General features: G+C 45.7%; 25 protein-coding genes and 1 riboswitch. Of the genes, 2 read left to right on the plus strand and 23 right to left on the minus strand.

Features of this window, described 5'->3' with window-relative positions; all coding sequences use genetic code 11:
- Positions 1–36: 36 nt before the first annotated feature.
- From gcvPB to comGA, 10 genes are all read right to left on the minus strand, one after another.
- Positions 37–1500 (minus strand): aminomethyl-transferring glycine dehydrogenase subunit GcvPB, encoded by a 1464-nt coding sequence (gcvPB, locus tag KW93_RS05180; protein WP_033541918.1) that lies wholly within the window; start codon positions 1498–1500, stop codon positions 37–39.
- Complete coding sequence (gene gcvPA / locus KW93_RS05185) at positions 1493–2839, minus strand: aminomethyl-transferring glycine dehydrogenase subunit GcvPA (RefSeq protein ID WP_033541919.1); 1347 nt, start codon at positions 2837–2839, stop codon at positions 1493–1495. Before gcvPA ends, gcvPB begins: the two co-directional genes overlap by 8 nt.
- A gap of 27 nt (positions 2840–2866) precedes the next feature.
- A complete protein-coding gene (gene gcvT / locus KW93_RS05190) occupies positions 2867–3964 on the minus strand; it encodes a glycine cleavage system aminomethyltransferase GcvT (RefSeq protein ID WP_033541920.1) in 1098 nt (365 codons plus the stop codon).
- Between the two features lie 326 nt (positions 3965–4290).
- Positions 4291–4382: riboswitch (glycine riboswitch) on the minus strand.
- 140 nt (positions 4383–4522) lie between these two features.
- Positions 4523–5035, minus strand: coding sequence for a shikimate kinase (locus KW93_RS05195; protein WP_033541921.1), 513 nt, complete (start codon positions 5033–5035; stop codon positions 4523–4525).
- A gap of 207 nt (positions 5036–5242) precedes the next feature.
- Complete coding sequence (locus tag KW93_RS05205) at positions 5243–5695, minus strand: ComGF family competence protein (protein ID WP_033541923.1); 453 nt, start codon at positions 5693–5695, stop codon at positions 5243–5245.
- On the minus strand, positions 5683–5946 hold the full coding sequence (locus KW93_RS05210; protein WP_033541940.1) for a hypothetical protein: 264 nt from the start codon (positions 5944–5946) through the stop codon (positions 5683–5685). Before KW93_RS05210 ends, KW93_RS05205 begins: the two co-directional genes overlap by 13 nt.
- A 25-nt stretch (positions 5947–5971) precedes the next feature.
- A complete protein-coding gene (locus KW93_RS05215; RefSeq protein ID WP_152602420.1) occupies positions 5972–6397 on the minus strand; it encodes a prepilin-type N-terminal cleavage/methylation domain-containing protein in 426 nt (141 codons plus the stop codon).
- On the minus strand, positions 6397–6717 hold the full coding sequence (gene comGC, locus KW93_RS05220; protein WP_033541924.1) for a competence type IV pilus major pilin ComGC: 321 nt from the start codon (positions 6715–6717) through the stop codon (positions 6397–6399). Before comGC ends, KW93_RS05215 begins: the two co-directional genes overlap by 1 nt.
- Positions 6718–6730: 13 nt before the next feature.
- On the minus strand, positions 6731–7774 hold the full coding sequence (comGB, locus tag KW93_RS05225; protein ID WP_033541925.1) for a competence type IV pilus assembly protein ComGB: 1044 nt from the start codon (positions 7772–7774) through the stop codon (positions 6731–6733).
- Complete coding sequence (gene comGA / locus KW93_RS05230; protein WP_052131472.1) at positions 7728–8771, minus strand: competence type IV pilus ATPase ComGA; 1044 nt, start codon at positions 8769–8771, stop codon at positions 7728–7730. Before comGA ends, comGB begins: the two co-directional genes overlap by 47 nt.
- Positions 8772–9076: 305 nt before the next feature.
- Here comGA and KW93_RS05235 point away from each other — a divergent pair, with 305 nt between their 5' ends.
- Entirely contained in the window at positions 9077–9319 is a 243-nt protein-coding gene (locus KW93_RS05235; protein ID WP_033541926.1) for a DUF2626 domain-containing protein, read from the plus strand.
- A gap of 64 nt (positions 9320–9383) precedes the next feature.
- On the opposite strand, the gene KW93_RS05240 is transcribed toward KW93_RS05235, so the two are convergent.
- Complete coding sequence (locus KW93_RS05240; RefSeq protein WP_033541927.1) at positions 9384–10019, minus strand: MBL fold metallo-hydrolase; 636 nt, start codon at positions 10017–10019, stop codon at positions 9384–9386.
- A 154-nt stretch (positions 10020–10173) separates the two neighbouring features.
- Here KW93_RS05240 and KW93_RS05245 point away from each other — a divergent pair, with 154 nt between their 5' ends.
- Positions 10174–10362 (plus strand): DUF2759 domain-containing protein, encoded by a 189-nt coding sequence (locus KW93_RS05245; protein WP_033541928.1) that lies wholly within the window; start codon positions 10174–10176, stop codon positions 10360–10362.
- 103 nt (positions 10363–10465) lie between these two features.
- On the opposite strand, the gene KW93_RS05250 is transcribed toward KW93_RS05245, so the two are convergent.
- The 12 genes from KW93_RS05250 to KW93_RS17085 form a co-directional block, all read right to left on the minus strand.
- Positions 10466–12379, minus strand: coding sequence for an LTA synthase family protein (locus KW93_RS05250; RefSeq protein WP_033541929.1), 1914 nt, complete (start codon positions 12377–12379; stop codon positions 10466–10468).
- 177 nt (positions 12380–12556) lie between these two features.
- Positions 12557–12745: a YqgQ family protein gene (locus KW93_RS05255; RefSeq protein WP_033541930.1), complete on the minus strand. Its 189-nt coding sequence runs from the start codon at positions 12743–12745 to the stop codon at positions 12557–12559.
- Positions 12742–13317: a 5-formyltetrahydrofolate cyclo-ligase gene (locus KW93_RS05260; protein WP_033541931.1), complete on the minus strand. Its 576-nt coding sequence runs from the start codon at positions 13315–13317 to the stop codon at positions 12742–12744. Before KW93_RS05260 ends, KW93_RS05255 begins: the two co-directional genes overlap by 4 nt.
- A 59-nt stretch (positions 13318–13376) precedes the next feature.
- Positions 13377–13526 carry a 50S ribosomal protein L33 gene (rpmG, locus tag KW93_RS17080; protein WP_081986929.1) on the minus strand — a complete coding sequence of 50 codons (150 nt, stop codon included), beginning with the start codon at positions 13524–13526 and terminating at the stop codon, positions 13377–13379.
- Positions 13527–13671: 145 nt separating this feature from the next.
- The gene (phoU, locus tag KW93_RS05265) at positions 13672–14331 is read right to left on the minus strand and encodes a phosphate signaling complex protein PhoU (RefSeq protein WP_033541932.1); all 660 of its coding nucleotides are present in this window, start codon (positions 14329–14331) and stop codon (positions 13672–13674) included.
- Positions 14332–14349: 18 nt separating this feature from the next.
- Positions 14350–15126 carry a phosphate ABC transporter ATP-binding protein PstB gene (gene pstB / locus KW93_RS05270; protein WP_235318363.1) on the minus strand — a complete coding sequence of 259 codons (777 nt, stop codon included), beginning with the start codon at positions 15124–15126 and terminating at the stop codon, positions 14350–14352.
- 66 nt (positions 15127–15192) lie between these two features.
- Positions 15193–16071, minus strand: a complete 879-nt coding sequence (pstA, locus tag KW93_RS05275) for a phosphate ABC transporter permease PstA (RefSeq protein ID WP_033541934.1) — start codon at positions 16069–16071, stop codon at positions 15193–15195.
- Between the two features lies 1 nt (position 16072).
- On the minus strand, positions 16073–16999 hold the full coding sequence (gene pstC / locus KW93_RS05280; RefSeq protein WP_033541935.1) for a phosphate ABC transporter permease subunit PstC: 927 nt from the start codon (positions 16997–16999) through the stop codon (positions 16073–16075).
- A 67-nt stretch (positions 17000–17066) separates the two neighbouring features.
- Positions 17067–18074 carry a PstS family phosphate ABC transporter substrate-binding protein gene (locus tag KW93_RS05285; protein ID WP_033541936.1) on the minus strand — a complete coding sequence of 336 codons (1008 nt, stop codon included), beginning with the start codon at positions 18072–18074 and terminating at the stop codon, positions 17067–17069.
- Positions 18075–18255: 181 nt separating this feature from the next.
- A complete protein-coding gene (locus tag KW93_RS05290) occupies positions 18256–20463 on the minus strand; it encodes a peptidoglycan D,D-transpeptidase FtsI family protein (RefSeq protein ID WP_033541937.1) in 2208 nt (735 codons plus the stop codon).
- A gap of 112 nt (positions 20464–20575) precedes the next feature.
- Positions 20576–21184, minus strand: a complete 609-nt coding sequence (locus tag KW93_RS05295) for a superoxide dismutase (RefSeq protein ID WP_033541938.1) — start codon at positions 21182–21184, stop codon at positions 20576–20578.
- A gap of 110 nt (positions 21185–21294) precedes the next feature.
- A complete protein-coding gene (locus KW93_RS17085; RefSeq protein WP_327078712.1) occupies positions 21295–21465 on the minus strand; it encodes a DUF456 domain-containing protein in 171 nt (56 codons plus the stop codon).

The following is a 21465-nucleotide window of genomic DNA, read 5'->3' on the forward strand; positions in this document are numbered from 1 at the left end:
GCCCGGAAGCAAATTTGCTTCCGGGCCTTTCCCTGTTTATTCGGCTTTATAGTAACGAAGTACAGGTTTACGTGCCGCTTTCGTTTCATCTAGACGTTTGATGACAGTCGTATGAGGAGCATCCTGGACGATTTCCGGATTTTCTTCCACTTCCTGTGCAATCTGGATCATTGCGTCGATGAACGCATCCAGCGTTTCTTTCGATTCGGTTTCAGTCGGTTCGATCATCATGCCCTCTTCCACGTTCAACGGGAAGTAGATTGTCGGCGGGTGATAACCGAAGTCGAGCAGGCGTTTTGCCATATCGAGTGTACGGACACCCAATTTTTTCTGGCGGCGGCCGCTCAGTACGAATTCATGTTTGCAGTGGCGGTCATACGGCAGATCGAAATGCGGCTGCAGTCTGCGCATCATGTAGTTTGCGTTGAGTACGGCATATTCCGTCACGGCTTTCAGGCCATCCGGTCCCATAGAACGGATATATGTGTAGGCGCGCACGTTGATGCCAAAGTTTCCGTAGAACGGTTTGACGCGTCCGATGGATTGTGGACGGTCATAGTCAAATGTGAATACATCGTCTTTTTTGACAAGAACCGGTTTTGGCAGGAATGGCAGCAGATCTTTATTGATGCCTACCGGACCTGATCCCGGTCCACCGCCGCCATGAGGCCCGGTGAATGTTTTGTGAAGATTCAAGTGGACCACATCAAAGCCCATGTCTCCTGGACGCGCTTTGGACATAACGGCATTCAGGTTGGCGCCGTCATAATAAAGCTTGCCGCCCACACCGTGGATGATGGCAGCCATTTCCAGGATCTGTTCTTCAAAAAGGCCAAGCGTATTCGGGTTGGTCAGCATCAAGGCAGCTGTATCTTCTCCAACAACACGCTTCAGATCTTCAAGGTCGACAAGTCCGTGCTCGTCCGATTTAACTGTAACGGTTTCGAATCCGGCAACAGTTGCAGACGCCGGGTTTGTGCCGTGGGCAGAATCCGGTACGATGACTTTTGTCCGGTTCACATCGCCATTCGCTTCGTGGAAGGCACGGATCATCATGAGTCCTGTCCATTCCCCGTGTGCGCCGGCTGCCGGCTGAAGTGTCACTTCATCCATGCCAGTGATTTCCTTCAGGTGTTCCTGCAGATCATACATCAATTCCATCGCGCCCTGGACAGTTGATTCGTCCTGCAGCGGATGAATATTGGCGAACCCGGAATAGCGGGCAACGGATTCGTTGATTTTCGGATTATATTTCATTGTACAGGAGCCGAGCGGATAAAATCCGGAGTCGACGCCATGATTGCGGTTCGACAGTGCTGTGTAATGGCGCATGATATCAAGTTCAGAAACTTCCGGAAGATCAGCTTCTTCTTCGCGGACCAGACCTTCAGGCAATAAATCGGCAAGATCGATTTCCGGCACGTCGAGCTCAGGCAGGCTGTAGCCGATGCGGCCTTCTTTCGTCATTTCAAAAATGAGCGGTTGGTTGTCTTTATGCATGAGTAGCCTCCATTTCCTGCACGAATGCATCTATTTCTTCTTTAGTGCGCTGTTCTGTTACTGCAACCAGCACATGCCCTTCGAACTCTTCGTAGCTGAGTCCAAGATCGTAGCCGCCAATCATCCCTTTTTTAAGGAGTGCTGCGTTAAGCTCTTTGACCGGCTTGTTCGTTTTTACAACAACTTCATTGAAATGCGCACCTTCAAAAGCGATTTCAAAACCGGCAGCTTTCAATTGCTGCTTCATATAATGTGTTTTCGTGATGTTTTGAATGGCCATTTCTTTTGTTCCCTGTTTGCCGAGCGCCGTCATGGCGACTGATGCAGCCAGTGCATTGAGCGCCTGGTTCGAACAGATATTGGAAGTCGCTTTGTCGCGGCGGATGTGCTGTTCGCGTGCCTGCAGCGTCAATACGAAGCCGCGGCGGCCGTCTTCATCGGAAGTTTCTCCGACAAGTCGTCCCGGAACTTTTCTCATCAATGCTTTTGAAACAGCGAAATAGCCGCAATGCGGTCCGCCGAAAGCTTCAGGAATACCAAAAGGCTGGGCATCGCCGACTGTGATGTCCGCTCCCAGTTTGCCTGGTGGTGTCAATGCCCCGAGTGCCAAAGGATTGGAAGACACAGTGAACAGCGCACCCGCTCCGTGGACGATCGGTTCGATTTCTTTCAGATTTTCGACCTGTCCGAAAAAGTTCGGATACTGGATCATTACAGTCGCAGTATTTTCATCGATCATCCCTTTTAAAGCTTCGATATCGGTCTGACCGTTTTTCAACGGAATCTCTTCAACTTCAATTGATTGCCCAAGAGCATAAGAACGGACTACTGCGCGGGATTCTGGATGTACAGCACGTGAAATAAGAATTTTCTTGCGGCGTGTATGCCCAGCTGCAAGCGTCCCTGCTTCCGCAAGGGATGTTCCGCCGTCGTACATGGAAGAGTTGGCGATGTCCATGCCTGTCAATTCACTGATCATCGTCTGGAATTCGAAGATAGCCTGCAGTTCGCCCTGTGAAATTTCAGGCTGATACGGTGTATAGGCCGTGTAGAACTCAGAACGTGAAATGACATGATCCACGATAATCGGTTTGTAATGGTCATAGACCCCTGCTCCAAGGAAAGAAGCATAGGTATTGGAATCGGCGTTTTTGGCAGCCAATTGCGACAATTCTTTTGTCAGCGAGCTTTCGGATTTAGCTGGTTTGATGTTGTATTCGCCTTTAAAACGGACTTTTTCCGGAATATCTGCAAATAATTCATCAATCGACTGGATGCCGATAGTATCAAGCATTGCTTTTTCGTCTTGAGACGTCATTGGTAAATAGCGATGTTTCATCGAGTGCTGTCCCCTTTTCAATTGGATTTAATTGCTGCGCTTATAGAAAGGTGTTTCAACCGTGACGGCTTTCAGGCGTTTGTTGCGGATCTCCACTTCAAATTCTTTGCCGATTTCAGCAAATTCAGCTGCCACGAGTGCCAGTCCGATATTTTTCTTTAATGAAGGAGATTGCGTGCCGGTCGTAATTTCACCGATTTTTTCATCATTCACGTAAACCGGGTATCCCGTACGCGGAATGCCTTTGTCGATCATTTCCAGACCAATCAGTTTGCGCGGAACGCCATTCTCTTTTTGCGCGGCAAGCGCTTCTTTTCCAATAAAATCATCTTTGTTCAGCTTGACGGTAAAACCGATGCCTGCTTCGAGCGGTGAAATATCTTTTGACAGCTCCTGGCCGTATAATGCCAGGCATGCTTCAAAACGAAGTGTATCACGTGCGCCGAGGCCAACTGGCACTAGACCGTCTTCCTTGCCTTCTTTCAATATTTCTTCCCATAACGCTATAGCAGCTTCAGGAGAAGCATAAAGTTCAAAGCCAGTTTCGCCTGTGTAACCGGTGCGGGAAACGAGAACCGTATGTCCGGCAACCTCAACATCCTGCTGGAAGCGGAAAGGTTTAATTTCGGAGAGATCCACATCGGTAAGGCGCTGAAGAACTGTTTCTGCAAGCGGTCCCTGCAACGCAAGCAGGCCATATTGGTCAGAGACGTTTTCAAGCGTGACGCCTTCTATGGATTGTTCCTGCATCCATTTAAAATCTTTTTCGATGTTGGAAGCATTGACCACCAGCATATAATGGTTTTCATCAAATCGGTAAGTCAGCAGATCATCGATCGTTCCGCCATCCGGATAGCACATGGCTGTGTACTGGGCCTGGCCGTCTTTGATTTTTGAGATGTCATTCGTTAAAAGGTTCTGAAGGAATTTCAGGCTGGCTTCTCCGGATACGAGAATTTCTCCCATATGTGAAACATCGAAAAGCCCGGCTTTTGTTCTTACCGCTTCATGTTCGTCTTTGATGCCCGAAAATTGCACAGGCAATTCCCAGCCTCCAAAATCGATTGTTTTTCCACCGTATTTAGCATAAGTTTCGAATAACGGCGTTCGTTTTAACTCTCCCATTCAACTTCCTCCTTTTTTGGCAGATTCCAATAGAAAAGCGTAAGCGCCCGTTCAGACCCGACCAGCATAGGACGCTTTGGCGAAGCGGCGTCTTTCAGCCGCACAGCCAAAATGGCTTATGACCTCGAGGGTCTGGGCGCTGGAGTCTGGACAGTGAAACACCTTTTCCAAGAGACTCCAAACTAATTAAAGTTTTATGCTTACCCATAAAAAAAGACAGAAATTCCCCTGTTAAGGGAAATCTCTGTCCTGGAACCTGAAAGTTTACCGTGGTGCTTTAACGGCTTTCCTCTTTGGTAGCTGCTGAGCAACATTCTCCAGAGATGCGTCCGGCACGAGTCTTTTTGCCTGAGAGATTCACGGCTGCTGCCATTTGCTCCTTCGGCGACGCTTTCGCGTGCTCTCCCCGTGCTTTCATCCGCCCAAATCGAAATGATTGGTCCATAGCGTTATACAGAACGTATAACTTCGTCTATATCCTAACATTGATATGGGGTAAGCGCAATCTTTTTTAAGTCGAACACCAAAAGGCGAACATTATAATGTAATTATATAATTTCATTCGCCTTTCAGCCGGTTTACCTGAAAAGCCGCATATTGTGTAATCTGCCGCAGCGTCCGGAATTCCGTTCGTATGGTGATGTGCGCGGCCGCTTTGTAATAGGGATACCGCGTTTTATACAGCGCTTCAATCTGCTCTTTTGTTGAGTTCACCACTATCGGGCGTTTGGTGTCTTTATGGATTCTTCGCCAAATTTCACGGAAGGGGGCATCAAGAAACAGGACAAGGCCCGTTTGCCGCATGATCCGTCTGTTCTCTTCTCCGATTGCGACGCCCCCGCCGGTGGAAATGATGCAATCTTCGTCTTTGAGATTCTTTAGAAACTCTGTCTCCAGCCTCCTGAAATGAGCTTCACCGAAAGTCTCGAAAATTGCTGTGATGGCCATTCCGCTTTGCCTCGCAATTTCCTTATCCATATCGTAATAAGGCATTTTAAGGGCAAAACTCAATCTTCTGCCCACCGCACTCTTGCCGCATCCCATAAAACCTACCAAATAAATTCTTTTCATCCAACCACCCGATACTACCCTAATCACTCAGGTATTTTATTTGTCTCAATTTCCTCTAGTAGTTGTATAGTAGCATGCCGGTGCATTTTTTCCAATGCATCGTAAGTTTTATAATGCTGGGCATACAGTGCACCTGCATGCGACATGACGATAAGAGCCGAGAGAAAAAAGATGAGAGTGACCGGGTAGACGGCTGCTTTTTCGGACTTAAGGACGCGTAATGGCATATTCAGTCCTCTCTTCTGTGCCGTTTTTCAGTTGGGCGGTAACTTTCAGCAACTGGCCATCGATGCGGAAAGTACAAGTTATAATATCTGTCAGCATGATTTCGTGGCCCTTATTGAACCTCTGTTTCCGGATTACAGTGCCAAAAAGCTCTATATCGTATTCGTCAATATCCCGGGTAACCCGAAAACCACTTCCTTCGTTGATCAATTCTATTGAATCGACAGCCGTCAGATAATTTTGCAGATCTGCAGTGAAAAGCCGCCATTCCAGCTTGCCGGCATCCAGGTCTTCCAGATAGACGGCCGACTGCATATAAAATAGAATGATCAGCGGCATAACCGAGGCAACAAGAACCAGGTCCATCAATGCATTGAAATAAATAAAGCCGCTGCCACTGGATGCGCCGCCGAAAATAACTCTCACTCTTCGCATAGCATCACCTGCGACAGCCTGTAGTTTTCATATGACACACATAAGCCGGTGCCGTATACCCAGCTGAACTGCACACCATTGACGATTCGCTGCCCCGAAACAGCCCCTGTCGCTTTGATGATTTTTGCGGCATCATGCATGGTTTCATAGGCTGTCAGCTGCAATTGTTTTTCATGCAGGGTTTCCTGCATCTTTTGGAAAGTCGGAACCAGCGTACCAAAAAGCATCATTATAATAAGGAGGCTAAGCATAGTCTCTGCCCATGACAGGCCATTTTCATTCAGAAAATACCACCCTTCCTTTGCCCAGATGCACAACGATTGTTTTTTCTCCTGTGCTGGTGCTGAAACGGATTGTCCCCGACGCAAACACAGCACCGTTTTTCCAGTAACTGATTTCTTTTAAATTGCTTTCAGGCCTGAGTGTCACCGATTTGGGTATTTTCCGGTATAGCAAAGGTTTAAAAAGGTTTTCCCCTACATCATACCGTCCGATATCGGGCCTGAAAAATACCGTCACCGGATGCTCCGAATGATAGGCTGTGCTCTGCGCAAAATAAATATCATTCCGCAGAAGCTCAAAAAACCGTTCTTCCTCTTTATGCACAGCGATCCCATTATAGGCGGGCAGGCCGATGCCAAAGCCTGCCATGAGAAGAGCCAGGACAATCAACACTTCCATCAGCGAAAAACCTTTATTCATTATGCCGGTGATTTAGCAGAAGTTACAACACCCGCCGGTGAAATTTCAATGGTATCTCCGTTCGAGCATTTTTTATTTTTCTCCACCAAATATTCTGCTGATACCAGATCAGTCATTGTGGGAACCTTTTTTAGATCCATCCGGTACGATTCCACCTGGCCCTGTACCATCTGCACTAATGCCGCACAGCCTTTTTCATCAACTGCAGTCGTCTGTTTGGAGACATTCGGCAGCGCAATGGCAATCAGCACGGTGATGATAAGCATGACAATCAGCATTTCAATTAACGTAAAACCTTTTTGATTTTTCAGTTTTTTCATTTTAGATTCCTCCTCAGATTGTATGGACCAGATTATACATCGGCAATAAAATCGCCAAATAAGCTGCAACTATGCACGCTGCAATAATGAGAAAAAACGTCGGCTGAATGATTTTCAGCCATTTCTGGGTCAGCTGTTCAATCCCTTCCATCTGCACTTCACTGTAGAGGATCAGCTCTTTGCCGAGAAATCCCGTCAGCTCCCCGTGCTTGAGAAAAGCCGGCATATCACTCGACAGGATGTCCATACGCTCAACTGAAATGGACAGCGGCTGACCGGAAACCACCTGGGAACGGATGTCACCGGCGATGGAGCGGATGACTCTGTGATGATTCTGTTCAGACAGCACACCCAATGATTCCTGCAGCGAAATGCCACTGTGCAGCAGCGTCCCGAGCTCCCTTGCCAGAAGATGCGACCAATAGAGACGGATGTATTTTCTGATTACCGGAATGCGCAGCAGCCAATTGATCTGCGCCGGCACCCGCTGCCACTTCAATATCCGCCAAAAAACGGCTGCGGCAACCAGTGCAGCCCCCATTGCCCCAATAAAATAATCAGGCATTTTTAACAGATAAGCCGGCACACTTCCGCCATCCCCGTCAGTCTGCAGCGAAGACATCAATTCCGTGAGATTCGGAATATAATTCATCCGGAAAAACAGAAACAGCAAGGAAGTGAATCCCAGTAAGGAAACCGGGTAGATCAGGATATTCTTTAATTTGTTCTGCACCTGCTCGGTCCTGCCGTAACTTTTTGCAATGCTTTCGAGCGATTCGGAAAGACGGCCGTGATGTTCTGCAATTTCCACAGGAAACAGCACGCCGTCTTTAAAGCCAAGAAATTTCAGTAATTCAGCTGCGCTGCCTCCGCTTTTAAGTATGGAAGTCAAGCCTGCATCCGCGGCTTCCAGATTTCGGCTGTGGATGGGCATCAGCAAGGTGAGGGCTGTTGGCAGCAAATAACCTTCCGTCAGCAGCACCGCCAGCCGTTCAAGAAAACGGCTGCGGTCACGCAGATGAATCTTCGGATGCTTTCTCCTGCTGGGCAAACGCACCGATGGTCACTCCTTCCCTTATCTGACCGGTAAATGACAGACGTTCCGGAAGGCTGTAGGCGATATTTTCTTTCGCAGCAAGCAGTGCATCCGCCAAACGGCTGCCGTGCAGTATTTCATACAGTGCGCGGTAAGACGGTTTATCATCGTCCATTTCAAAAAACACTGGTAAAATTCGCTGCGCAGATATTGCAATCAGCGTCTGGGACATATCTTCATAAGAAATCCCCAGATCCTTCAGCCGATGAAGACAGCCGACGGAATGCCTTGCGTGGATTGTTGAAAATACAAGATGTCCCGTCAGCGCCGCGCGAACAGCAATTTGTGCCGTTTCGGCATCCCTGATTTCGCCGATCATGATGATGTCCGGGTCGTGCCTCAAAATCGCTTTCAATCCGGCAGCATAATCAAGCCCCGCTTTTTCATTGACCTGAATCTGCAGGATTGCCTGATTTTTTCTTTCAACGGGATCTTCAAGCGTGATGATATTGCGGTTCAATTTGTCCGAACAATGTTTCAGCAGTGAATACAAAGTTGTCGATTTGCCGCATCCGGTGGGGCCGGTCAGCAGAATGAGCCCCTGGCCCGCTTCCGAGAGTTTCTCAAGCAGCCGTGCAGAGTCCTGAAAAGCTGCAAGTTCCTGGATCGGCTTAGCCGCTTCATCGGGCATGATCCGGATGACAATGCTTTCTTTCGTCAAAACAGAAGGCAATGTCGATATTCGAAAATAAAAGGATTTGTTTTGAATGGGAAGATGGAAGGAGCCTGTTTGAGGTTTTCTTTTTTCACTCATGTCCAGTAGGGAAAGATATTTGAAATAGGCAATCATCCGATCACCGAAATCAAAGGGGAGTTGTGATACTTGCCGCAATCCTTCAAAAGAGCGGAAAGAAACTTTGTAGCAAGAAGGTGCGGGTTGGATGTGAATATCAGTTGTGTTGCAATCGGCTGCCTTTTGCAGCAGATCGGCACATTTCCGTTCAATAATTTCCTGCATGGTTCCCTCCTGTCCGGATTTGAACATAGCCGCCTGGCTGTTCCCCCATAGTATAACCGCCTCTTTTTTCGATGGATACAGTTTTATTCAAAATAATTTTTTGCACCCTCTTTTTCCGGGCAAAAATGATTTTTGAACACAGCTCCTTTTTCTAAAAAAGCGGAATATCAATTGCTGAGATTTATTTGAGCCACCAGATTACACCGCTTTGTCACAAAGAAAACCAACTCGCGGTTTACAGTTCGACTCCGTATCCTATATAATAAATATGTGATTACTGTGTTCTGGCAAAGGAGGGATTACCCATGAATAACATGTTTAAATTAATGGGATGGTGGACTGGTATTTTTGCAGTCCTGTTTTATGTAGGCGATATGGTGGAAGTTTCCTTATTGATGGTTGCCAACACCGGATTTTTTGTACTTCTAGGATTCTTAAATATTTCTGAGCGTATGTATTTGTACATCTTCGCAGCTTACTTGACAGTATTCTTCGTCGGATTCACATACTACTCAACGTTCATCCACATGCCTGGTGGAGGACATTAATCAACTTATCAATCAAAAAAGAAAAAGCGGCCAGCGATGGCCGCTTTTTCTTTTGCTTTTTCCATTACTGGCGAAGAAAAGGATTGCTCCTGCTTTCTTCTTCCAGTGTCGTATCCGGTCCATGTCCGGGAAACAGGACCGTATCAGACGGGAGGCTGAGAATGTGAGTCCGAATCGACTTCAGCAATTTCGTTTCGGAACCGTCAATCAGGTCGGTCCTGCCGATGCTGCCGCGAAACAGTGTATCGCCGACAATCGCAAAACCCTGCTCTCTGAATACATACGTAATGCTGCCCGGTGAGTGTCCGGGAGTATGCAGAAGTTCCATAGCAAAAGAGCCGATTGCAAGATTTTTCTCGTCGTGGATGAGGATGTCAGCTTCTTTTACGCGGTAATCCGGCAATGCGGCATATTTCCCTGAGCCATTCAGATTCGGACGCCCAAGCCAGTCCCTTTCAGCAAAATGGAGATAGACAGGAATACTGTACATATCCCGCAATTCATCGACTGCACCGATGTGGTCAAAATGGGCATGCGTCAGAAGAATAGCCAAGGGTTTTAATTCCCGTTTTTTCAGCAGTTCTACAATTTTATCGGCTTCTTCACCGGGATCGAAAATCAGGCATTCCTTTTCAGAATTTGAGACGATATAACAATTCGTCTGCACCGGCCCCAGTTCCCTCATTTCTATTTTAAGCATTTGGTTTCACCTCAAGGCGATTATACCATGTGCCGGTGCAGATCAATGTTCAAAGGAATGACATTTTTCACGCTCGACAAACCTCTGCAAATTCATTACAATAGTATAGAACACAACGGCACTGGCTGTTAAAGTTGAAGGGAGTGTCACATATATGGATTCTGGTTGGATTCTGGTAGTCATTTTCGGCCTAATTGCTGTTTTGGCGGCAATTGGCACAGTACAGACATTCAAAAATAAAGAAGTATTAGGATTTTTATTTAATTTCGGAACTTTGGCCATCTTTGGAGCCTTTGCAGTAGCTACTGCAATCACTCAGGGCTTTCCAGCATCCTTGCATTAATCAGAAAAAAGCTGTTGCATCCATGCGACAGCTTTTTTTATTTGTATTTAAATGTCTCAGAATAATAAAAACGGACTCACCAATTGGTAGGTCCGTTTTTTGCTTATTCGATTTCCTGCAGGTTTTCTTCCAGATCGTCTGTCAGAAGAGCTCCTGTTTCTTCATCATAGAACCTCAACAGATCTCCGTTGATGATGGCTTCTGAATAGTTCAGCTGCTGAAGAGCACGCTCGATATAAGGTTCACAAAGAGCCGGGTCGTCAGCTTCGCCGGTTTCTGAATCATAGCAGACTCCTCCGGCATAGACATTTTCACCTGTTATGAAACGGCCATCCCGGAAAATAGTGAATTCTTCATGTTCTTCCGAGAAAAGGTCGCCGCCAAACTGGATATCCCTGTCCGATTCAACTCCCATAAGGTTAAGAATCGTAGGACGCATATCGATTTGGCCGCCAATTTTTTCATTGACATGGCCTTTGTCAGATCCTGGAATGTGCACAAAGAACGGCACTTTCTGAAGCTGGGCAGTTTCAAAAGGAGTGATTTCCTTGCCAAGGTATTGAGCCATGGCCGTATTATGGTTTTCGGAAATTCCATAATGGTCGCCGTACATCACGATTATGGAGTTTTCATACAGGCCTTTTTCTTTCAGTTCATCGAACAGTTCCTTAACCGCCTCATCCAGGTATCTTGCTGTCTGGAAATAGCGGTTCAATGTACCTGAATTGGAATCGAACTCAGAAATGAATTTATCTTCTTCATCCAGATAGAACGGGTGATGGTTGGTCAGTGTGAGCAGCCGGCTGTAGAATGGCTGCGGCATTTCCGCCATATGTTCGACGGACTGCTGCATGAAAGGAATATCCTTCATGCCCCAGTTTACTGCATCCCCTTCTCCAATTACAAAGCTTTCCACATCCTGGAATTCGTCTATTTCCATGGCTTTGTACATGATATCGCGGTTCCAGAAACTTTTCGTATTGGCATGCTGGACGTTTGTGAAATAACCGTTGTCACCCAGCTTTTCAGCCATTGAATTGAACGTATTGCCGCTGTGGGTGAAGAATACCGCACTTCCACCGCGTGGATAGAGCGAATTTTCAAGAATGAATTCAGAGTCGGACGTTTTTCCGAGTCCCGTCTGGTGATAGAAATTAGGGAAATAAATCGTATCTTCATCATTTGTCAATTCATTTAAAAACGGTGTGATCGTCTGCCCGTTCATTTCATTGTTCAGTACAAAGGTTTGAAGCGATTCAAGTGTCACCACGATCAGATTGCGGCCTTCCGCAATACCGAACATTTCTTCAGACGGTTCAGCCTGGCTGGCGGTCACGTAGTTGGTCACTTCAACCAATTCAGAGCCGTTCGCAAGTGCGCGCTGTGCCTGTGACTTCGACTGGATATATACATCATAGAGATGATAATTGTACATCCCGATGTTTTTGACCAGCATTTCGCGGTCAAAGCTGCGTGTCAATAGTTGCGGGCGTTCTGCCTCAGCAAGCCCCAGGTTGAAGAACATAAGAGCAGCCGACAGAATATAATAGGCTTTTCTTTGAACTGAAGATGCTCTTGCCGTGATTTTTTCCGTTGGCAAAAATTTAATCGCCAGCAGGACAATCAGGAAATCCGAAAAATAAAAGATATCCGTCCAAAAAATGCTGGCTGCCGCACTGGATTTCAAATCACCGAAATTCTGTGTCTGGAAAAGAAGCGGCAATGTGATGAAATCGCTGAAAAAGCGGTAAAATGCCACGTTTGCATACAATATAATTGAAGTTATGAGCGTCATGGCGAGCAAATACCGGTTCTTCGCTTTCTCACTCTTAAAGAACAGGGCTACGCCGTAAAGGAACAGCAGCATGCTCAGTGGGTTGATGAATAAGATGAATTCCTGCAATGCATTGTCAATGGTGATTGAGAATGCTGTCTTATAGACGATATAGGTTTTTAACCAGGTTACAACAATCGCGATTGCAAGAATCGAATGTTTAGGCCATTCTTTTTTTAGCATCCCGCACATCCTCCTCTTGGTGCTTTTTTGTCATGGGGATCAATTCCATTCTTTCAGCTAAGTAAATTATATGCTGATTCTCAGTTATTTACAAAAATTTAACATTACTCAACATAACCTTTACCCTCTTAATAGACGGATGAAACGAAAAAAAGTTTCGGAAAACAGAATTTCCTTCTAATCTTTACTGTGCTGGCTGCGAAGAATGAGCAGCGCTGTCGAAAATTCTTTTGCCGAAATGAACTGCAGCCGGTACAATTCCCTTATTTCCTCTTCCATCAAATGCAGATCCGCTTCCTTGTCTGCTGTATAGATGATGGTGCCGTACCGTTTCAGGAGCTGCATCACGTCATATAAATTTTTCATGGCTTCACCGCGCCCGTATCCATGCATCCCAATTCCGTGCAAATGCGCTGCACCGGCATATCATGGGTTTCTACCGGCACCGAGTCTGCAAGCTGCATGGCAAATGCCAGCGATTTCGTAGGGCCGGCATAGCGTGTCAGGTAGCGGTCATAATAGCCGCCGCCAAAGCCGATCCGGTAGCCCGCCGCTGAAAAGACTACACCCGGCACAAGCAGCAGGTCGATCTCTTCAGGGGACACTTCTTCCGTCTGCTCAACAATCGGCTCCAGCAGTTTCATGTAGACGGTTTCAAGCTGGCTGAAATCTTCTATGATCCGGAACGACATCGCGCGCGTCAGTGGATCGCATTTGGGAACAGCCGTCTTCTTACCGGCTTTCCAGCATAATTCGATCAGGCGGTGCGTATCGACTTCGGGGAACGCAGAAACTGTCAGGCCAATGACAGAAGCATCCTGAAATTCCGGCTCTTTTATCAGGAATTCAATAATGGCATCAGATTTCTGCTGATGCACAGCAGGATCCATTGCCTTCAGCTTTTTGTTCATTTCCTTGCGTTGGATTGATTTTTCCATAACAGACTCTCCTTTAAAAGAAAAAAGCCAAAACCTTTGAGGTTTTGGCGGTCCATTGATTACTTCGTTTCACGGTGTAAAGTCATTTTTCGTTCACGTGAGCAGTATTTTTTCATTTCTAGACGCTCAGGGTTGTTGCGCTTATTTTTAACAGTGCTGTAGTTACGTTCGCTACATTCTGTACAAGCTAATGTGATGTTAACACGCATCGGTTTCCCTCCTAATTCTTTCAAGGATCATTTATTAAATAAGCAAGATCTATACGACTTAATTATTATAGCATATATTGCAATAAAGTCCACTGAAAAAAATCAAATAAAAATGCCGGCGATGAATTTTCCGCCGGCACACATATCATTTATTCAGATCGTAATGCCTGCCTCTGACCAGATAAAACAGCTGTTCAGCAATGTTCGTGGCATGGTCCGCTGACCGCTCCATATAGCGGCCGATGAACGCCAATTGTGTGACCTGGCTGATTTTTGCCGGATTTTCACCGCCGGCAAGCATCAGCTGTGTCAACACTTCACCATACAGTGCATCCACCTGATCATCCAGGTCGGCAATTTCCTTTGCTTTCGCCACATCTTCTTCGACAAAAGCATCGATGACCTGCATCAGCATGGTCGCCGCCAGTTTATGCATTTTTTCAATCTGGCCGATTACAGGAACATGCTCTTCTTTGCCGAGCCGGATTGTGTCTTTCGCGATATTGACTGCGTAATCCCCTACCCGTTCCATGTCAGTTGCAACTTTGATCATGACGATGAGCCTGCGCAGATCGGTCGCTACAGGTGACTGCTTGGCGATCAGCAGGATGACGCGGTCGTTGAGCTCTTCTTCCAGCCGGTTGATGTGGACATCATCTTCAATCACCTCGAGAGCCGCATCGATATCGTGATTCATTAAAGCATCTATTGATTTTCCGAGAGCTTTTACAGCCATCATGCTCAACTGGATGAGCTGGTCCTGGGAAGAATGTAATTCTGTATCGAATTTTTCACGTACTGACACTTGATAACGCTCCCTTTCTTAACCGAACCTGCCGGAAATGTAATCTTCTGTGCGTTTATCTGATGGATTGGAGAAAATGGTATCGGTTTTATCGTATTCCACGACTTCGCCGTTCAGGAAAAATGCTGTCTTATCGGAAATTCGTGCCGCCTGCTGCATATTGTGTGTCACGATAATGATGCTGTAATCTTTCTTCAGTTCCTGGACCAGTTCCTCGATTTTCAGCGTTGATATCGGATCCAGCGCTGAAGTCGGCTCATCCATCAGTATGACATCCGGTTCGATGGCAAGTGCGCGTGCAATGCAGATCCGCTGCTGTTGTCCGCCGGATACGCTGTATGCATTCTCATTCAGACGGTCTTTCACTTCATCCCAGATGGCAGCGCCGCGAAGGCTCTTTTCCACTATTTCATCAAGGATTTTTTTATTTTTAATGCCATGGATCCGTGGTCCATATGCGACGTTATCATAGATTGATTTTGGAAAAGGGTTCGGTTTCTGGAACACCATTCCAACGCGTGTGCGAAGTTCTTCGACGCCATATGATTTCTCGAAAATGTTTCTGCCCCGGTAAAGGATTTCACCCGAAGTTTTGACCGACGGCACGAGTTCCACCATGCGGTTCAATGTTTTGATATAAGTGGATTTACCGCAGCCGGATGGCCCGATAATCGCTGTAACTTCGTTTTCTCTTATATCGAGGTCAATATTTTTCAAAGCATGATTGCTTCCGTACCATAGATTTAACTGGTTCGTTTTATATACCGATTTGCTGTTTCCTAATTCTTTTTCCATAACAGTATCGGAAGTTATTGCGCTGCTATTCATTGTCATAGTGAATCCCCTCTCAACTCTAATACATTAATAGCGTTTATGATATTTGTTCCGTATCAGAACCGCAATTGAGTTCATAAATAGTAACACAGCCATCAAAACGATTATCCCGGCTGCTGCAACCGCCTGAAATTCTTGTTGTGGCCTGCTTGACCAGTCATAAATCTGCATCGGTAATGCTGTAAATGTATCCATTACTCCTGATGGTAAAAATTGTATAATGATAGGAACTCCGATAACTATCAGCGGAGCAGTTTCACCAATTGCACGCGACAAAGCTAATATGGCCCCTGTCAAAATTCCTGGAATGGCCGCTGGCAAGATGATTTTTAAAATGGTTTGCCATTTTGTGGCACCCATACCATAAGATGCATCCCTCAATTCACCCGGCACTGACCGGATGGCTTCTTGGGAAGCGACGATGATAACCGGTAAGATCAATAGGCTCATGGTAAAACCTGCTGCCAAAATACTCGTCCCAAGAGAAAGTGCCCGGACGAATATTGTCAAACCAAGAAGTCCAAATACGATGGATGGAACACCTGCCAGGTTTGAAATGTTGACCCGTATAAAATCCGTGATTTTATTTTTCTTAGCATATTCCTCTAAATAAATTGCTGAACCGACACCGAGAATCAAAGAGGTCGGTGCCACAATAGCCATCAGCCAAAGCGAGCCGACAAGCGCCGCCTTAATACCGGCTTGGGCAGGAAAACGTGATGCGAAATTCGTTAGGAAATCCATTGAAAGGTGTGTATAACCTTGTGATCCTATCCGGTAGAGGAGAATCAGCAATGCCAACAGTGTTATTACGACTGCCATTAAGAAAATACCTTTAAAGAGCGAGTTTATTAAGTTGCGCACATTCATTTTCTTTAGAACTATTTCCTGTTCAATATACTTCATATTAATATTCCTCCCGGAAACGTTTTGAGACATAGCCAGCTAGGAGGTTCATGGCCATTGTAAAGAGAAACAGTGTAAATCCGACAGCGTATATTGAATAGTAAATTGTCGTGCCATAGCCGGCATCACCTTTGGATACTTGTACAATATACGCTGTCATAGTCTGAATGGAACCAGTAAAATCTCCATCAAACCTCGGCGTAGATCCAGCAGCCAAAGATACGATCATCGTTTCGCCGATTGCTCTGGAAATGGCCAATACAACAGACGCAATAATACCTGATATCGCAGCAGGAACAATGATTTTCCAGGCGACTTCAAATCTGGTGGAACCCATAGCCAAAGCGCCGTCCCTGATTGATTTTGGAACTGATGACATTGCATCCTCAGATAATGAGGCAATCATGGGAATGATCATGATACCGACAACTATCCCCGGAGAAATTGCATTGAATATTTTTATTTCCGGAAAGAAGGATTGAAGTAAAGGCGTCACAAATGTTAAAGCAAAAAAACCATAGACGATTGTAGGTATGCCTGCCAGCACTTCCAGAACCGGTTTGACGATGCGCCGCACAGTTTCACTGGCATATTCACTCAAGTAAATAGCAGCTGAAATACCTATGGGCACAGCAACAACGATGGCAATCATGGTAACTTTTAAGGTGCCTGCGATCAGAGGCCAGATACCGAATAATTGTTCTTTATTTGAAAACGGCATCCAGGTTGTTCCAAACAGGAAGTCGGTAATAGGAACTCGCGTAAAGAACGTGACAGTTTCAAAAACAAGTGTCAGAACTATCCCTATAGTAGTCAACACAGAAACCGATGCAATCAGAAATAAAATGACTGGTATGATTTTCTCTATGAACTGCTTGTTTTTTTTCCCTTTCGACTGCGCGATCATTTCTTGCACAGATTGACCCATATAGAATCCCCTTTCAAACTCAAAAAACGGGCAATTTCTGCCCGCTCAGTTTTATTATCTGAAGCGATTATTGTTTCAATGCTTCCAACTTTTCAAGACCTGCATCATACTCTTCTTGCGGCAATGCAACATAACCAACCTGCTCGGCCATTTCTCCAGCGTTATTCAAGATATATTCCATGAAGTTGTAAACTGATTCATCTTCTGCAACTCTGGCGTTGTTTGCATAGGTGAATAACGGACGTGACAATGGTGTATAATCGCCAGATTCGATTGTATCCGCATTTGGCTCAACTCCACCGATTTTAACGGCTTTCAATGTATCCTGGTTTGCTACGTAATAGGCATATCCGAAGAATCCGATAGCATTTGGATCAGCTTGGATACCTTGAACCAAAACGTTGTCATCTTCTGATAGAGTTGCAGTGCTTACCATATCTTCATCTTCAAGGATTACTTCATTGAAGTAATCATATGTTCCTGAATCAGTTCCAGGTGCATAGAAGATAATTTCTTCATCAGGCCACTCAGGGTTTAGATCAGACCAGTTTTCTCTAGTTCCATCTTCTACCCAAATTTCTTTCAATTGTTCTACTGTCAAGTCTTCAACCCAGTCATTTTCCTGGCTGACTACTACAGTCAAACCATCATATGCCAGAAGAAATTCCGTATAGTCGATTCCTGCTTCTTCAAGGCTTGCTGCTTCTTCATCTTTAATCGGACGTGAAGCATTAGAGAAGTCTGTTTCCCCTTGAATGAATTTTTCAAATCCGCCGCCTGTACCAGAAATCCCTACAGTTACTTGTACATCTGGTTGAGCGCCAGCGTATTCTTCAACGATTCCTTCCAAAATTGGTGCTACAGTTGATGATCCGTCACCGGTAACTGAACCTGATAACGCTTCTTCTTCAGAAGAACCAGAATCTCCTGCAGTTCCCGCCTCTGTTGCACCTTCTTCAACTTCAGTTCCCGCTTCTTCGTTAGTTGCTCCTTCATCTGAACCGTTTCCGCAAGCACCAAGAATTAATGCAGACCCTAAGATTGTTGAAGCCATTTTAAATTTCCAGTTTTTCATTCATTACGCCCCCAAATAGTTTTTGTTTTGTTTACAGTCTTAACTATAAAGATTGATTGTTGAGGACATATAAATGAATTGTTAAGAAATTGTAAATGTGCATAATATGACGAAAATTGATGTTTACACCTTTCTAAATAAAAACCCGACCTGCAAATACTTGCAGGTCGGGTTGATTTGCTTATTCATTTTCAATCTCGATCGGCTCTTCTTCGCCTTCTTCAATCACTTCATCCGAGTATGGTGACTTGATGACGGAAGGTGATTCATCCGACCGCTTTTCGCGAAGCTCAAAATACTTATCAAGTGCATCACGGGCGATGCGGTTGCTTGTAGGCGGAATAACTTTAGTATTGGTTGTGATATATGGGATCATCACAGAATAGGCGACTTCCGGATTATCATATGGCGCAAATCCAACATGAGTCGTCGTAATGGAGTGCTTTCCAAAGAAAGAACTTGTCTTATCATCGAAAAACTGCACCTCTGCGGTGCCGGTTTTACCGGCTGCAGTGTATTCCGTGTCATGGAAATAAGTTCTTGCCGAACCATGGTTTCCGATATAAACATTTCGCATCCCTTTTTTAAGATGGTCGATTTCAGCCTGCGGGTTGCTGATCCGGTTCAGGATTTTCGGTTCAATCGCTGTTTCCACTGGCCCCAGGTTCTGGCCATCCGTTGAGGCTCCGCGTATTTCCTTTACCAGATGCGGCTGCATGCGGTAGCCGCCATTCGCGATAGTCGATACATACTGCGCCAATTGCAGCGGTGTATAGGTATCAAACTGTCCGATTGCAAAGTTGAGCAGCATACTTCCATCATTTGTTGCACCTTTAAAACCAGTTCCTTCAAAAGGAAGGTCGATGCCTGTTTTCACTCCCAGTCCAAACTGGGCAAAGGAATTCCGCATGATATCGAAGCTGCCGGAAGAAATATTGATAGGCTCATTATATGCGTATGTTTCATTTGCAATTTCTAACGCGATCTTGAACATGTAGACGTTGGAAGACTGTTCAATTGCTCTCAGGTCGGACATCGGAATACGGTTGAAAACCGTTTGGTTGAAAATCGAACGCTTGGGAAGTGTACCTTTAATCACCAATGGTTCGTCGATTAGGACCTGATTCATGCTTACTGCATCCTGGGCATAGCCGGTCAACAACGTTGCTCCTTTAACAGATGATCCTACTGCGTATGCCGCGGTGACCGCCGCATAGGAATGGTCCTGAATAACCAGTTTGCCGTTCTCATCCCGGTCGATCCGCTTGCCCAGCATCGATAGAACTTCTCCTGTACGCGGATTCATCATGACCAGATAGGCATCTTTGACCAGTTGGGAATTCGGCCCTGACTTTAATTCCATTAAATGCTTTTCTACAATACCTTCAAGTGACGAATGCAATTCACTGTCGATTGTAAGCATCAGATCTTTGCCGGGCTTGCCTTCGGCAGAAGGAACCGTATCAATCACACGGCCACGGCCGTCTGTTATATTTTTCACAACGGATTTCTGGCCCTGAAGAACATCCTCATATTGCAGTTCTAAAAAGCTTGTGCCTACACGGTCATTTCTCGAGTAATCACGAGACAGGTAATATTCCAGCTTATCTGATGGAATGCCCTGTTCAGGTGTCGTCGTGCTTCCCAAAATCGTAAGGTCGCTCAACTTAACGCGTTTCCAGTCAGTGATTGTATTGACGCCTTTCAGTTTCGGATCGGTCAGCCTTTCAGACACCCTTGCGAATTCTTCGGGGGTGACACCTTCATTTTTAATAATTTGGGGTGACAGCGCATAGCCGGATGTCATCTCCCGGAATATCGCCAATGTTTCAATATCTTCGGCGGTCAGGCTTGCCAGCTCTTCATCCGTAATTTTTTCGCGGATCAATGCATCAATTTTGCGCTGCTTTTCCTTTTCGGTAATGTCTTCATTCCCGATAGCTTCACGTTCTTCATCTGTCACTTTCGCTGTTGCTTCTTCTGTATTGAGCATTATATAAAAATCCCGCTTATCGCGGTCCGTAACACGTTTGTCGTCTTTTTCAATCAATTTTGCAAGTTCCCTTGCCGTCTCAAGCATGTCCTTGCGCTTTGTCGTCTGCATGGCAGTATAAGTGATTGCACTGACCGGATCATTGTCCACCAGCACCCGACCTTCCGAGTCGAAGATGCGGCCCCTGGGAACACTTGTGTTCACCGGCACTTCTTCAGTTCTTGCCAGTAAGCGGGAATAATCCTCCCCTTTGACGATCTGCAGGTATCCAAGTCTGAGAATCAGCATTGAGAATAGAATAAAAATAGAGAAAAAAAGGACATTCATGCGAAAGGCGGTATGGGATTTCAACTTGCTTTTTGCCTGGCTTACACGCCTTTTTGTAGGTTGACTCATTTATACGCGGTCTCCTTCCAGTAAAATATCCACATGCTAGTATATCATCGAACAATAAAAAACACACACTTTTTCAGACGAAAAAGTGTGTGCAAGGTTTCATATTATCGGATTATTTTGCAGCTTCGTAGCGTTTCGAAACTTCATCCCAGTTTACTACATTCCAGAAAGCAGCCAAATAGTCAGGGCGCTTGTTCTGGTATTTCAGGTAGTAGGCATGCTCCCAGACATCCACTCCAAGAATCGGCGTCTGGCCTTCCATCAATGGTGAGTCCTGGTTGGCAGTCGAAGTTACTTCCAATTCGCCGTTGGAAACGACAAGCCAGGCCCATCCTGAACCGAAACGGGTTTTGCCGGCGTTTTCGAATTTCGTTTTGAATTCGTCAAAGCTGCCGAACTTGCTGTCGATTGCTTCCGCAAGTGCGCCTGATGGAGCGCCGGTGCCGTTTGGAGTCAATAATTGCCAGAATAATGAGTGGTTGGCATGTCCGCCGCCGTTGTTGCGAACCGCTGTACGGATGTCTTCAGGAACAGCATTCAGGTCGGAAATCAGTTCTTCAATGGATTTAGAAGAAAGATCTTCGTGGCCTTCCAAGGCTGCGTTTACATTCGTTACGTAAGTATTATGGTGTTTTGTGTGGTGGATATTCATCGTTTCTTTGTCGATGTGTGGTTCAAGTGCGTCATACGCGTAAGGTAATTCCGGTAATTCATAAGCCATGATCTAATTCCTCCTTGAGTCTATTGTTCTACTTTCCTAGCGTAACAAAGATTCAGAGCCGATACAATTAAAATGCACGAACATTCCTGTTAATCAGACCTTTGACCGAATCACACAACAATGAAGAAAAGAATGACCATAACCAGCTGGATGATACCTTTTGTGAAAACCGATGTAATAAAGCCGACGACAGAACCGATCCCTGAGCGGAACGCCTGCTTGAATTTGGAACGGTTAAAAATCAATTCCGCTCCGATCGCCCCTACAAACGGGCCGATGAT

Source organism: Planococcus sp. CAU13, assembly GCF_000775575.1.
GTDB lineage: Bacteria > Bacillota > Bacilli > Bacillales_A > Planococcaceae > Planococcus.

Coding starts and splice junctions, on each gene's coding strand:
- gcvPB (WP_033541918.1), bottom strand. CDS start 1,500: ATGCATAAAGACAACCAACCGCTCATTTTTGAAATGACGAAAGAAGGC.
- pstB (WP_235318363.1), bottom strand. CDS start 15,126: ATGGAAAAAGAATTAGGAAACAGCAAATCGGTATATAAAACGAACCAG.
- KW93_RS05245 (WP_033541928.1), top strand. CDS start 10,174: ATGGATTCTGGTTGGATTCTGGTAGTCATTTTCGGCCTAATTGCTGTT.
- KW93_RS05290 (WP_033541937.1), bottom strand. CDS start 20,463: ATGAGTCAACCTACAAAAAGGCGTGTAAGCCAGGCAAAAAGCAAGTTG.
- KW93_RS05215 (WP_152602420.1), bottom strand. CDS start 6,397: ATGAATAAAGGTTTTTCGCTGATGGAAGTGTTGATTGTCCTGGCTCTT.
- pstC (WP_033541935.1), bottom strand. CDS start 16,999: ATGGGTCAATCTGTGCAAGAAATGATCGCGCAGTCGAAAGGGAAAAAA.
- KW93_RS05210 (WP_033541940.1), bottom strand. CDS start 5,946: ATGCTTAGCCTCCTTATTATAATGATGCTTTTTGGTACGCTGGTTCCG.
- gcvPA (WP_033541919.1), bottom strand. CDS start 2,839: ATGAAACATCGCTATTTACCAATGACGTCTCAAGACGAAAAAGCAATG.
- KW93_RS05260 (WP_033541931.1), bottom strand. CDS start 13,317: ATGGAAAAATCAATCCAACGCAAGGAAATGAACAAAAAGCTGAAGGCA.
- KW93_RS05205 (WP_033541923.1), bottom strand. CDS start 5,695: ATGCGAAGAGTGAGAGTTATTTTCGGCGGCGCATCCAGTGGCAGCGGC.
- KW93_RS05240 (WP_033541927.1), bottom strand. CDS start 10,019: ATGCTTAAAATAGAAATGAGGGAACTGGGGCCGGTGCAGACGAATTGT.
- KW93_RS05250 (WP_033541929.1), bottom strand. CDS start 12,379: ATGCTAAAAAAAGAATGGCCTAAACATTCGATTCTTGCAATCGCGATT.
- KW93_RS05295 (WP_033541938.1), bottom strand. CDS start 21,184: ATGGCTTATGAATTACCGGAATTACCTTACGCGTATGACGCACTTGAA.
- KW93_RS05195 (WP_033541921.1), bottom strand. CDS start 5,035: ATGAAAAGAATTTATTTGGTAGGTTTTATGGGATGCGGCAAGAGTGCG.
- comGA (WP_052131472.1), bottom strand. CDS start 8,771: ATGCAGGAAATTATTGAACGGAAATGTGCCGATCTGCTGCAAAAGGCA.
- KW93_RS05235 (WP_033541926.1), top strand. CDS start 9,077: ATGAATAACATGTTTAAATTAATGGGATGGTGGACTGGTATTTTTGCA.
- gcvT (WP_033541920.1), bottom strand. CDS start 3,964: ATGGGAGAGTTAAAACGAACGCCGTTATTCGAAACTTATGCTAAATAC.
- KW93_RS05255 (WP_033541930.1), bottom strand. CDS start 12,745: ATGAAAAATTTATATGACGTGATGCAGCTCCTGAAACGGTACGGCACC.
- rpmG (WP_081986929.1), bottom strand. CDS start 13,526: ATGCGTGTTAACATCACATTAGCTTGTACAGAATGTAGCGAACGTAAC.
- comGC (WP_033541924.1), bottom strand. CDS start 6,717: ATGAAAAAACTGAAAAATCAAAAAGGTTTTACGTTAATTGAAATGCTG.
- pstA (WP_033541934.1), bottom strand. CDS start 16,071: ATGAAGTATATTGAACAGGAAATAGTTCTAAAGAAAATGAATGTGCGC.
- KW93_RS05285 (WP_033541936.1), bottom strand. CDS start 18,074: ATGAAAAACTGGAAATTTAAAATGGCTTCAACAATCTTAGGGTCTGCA.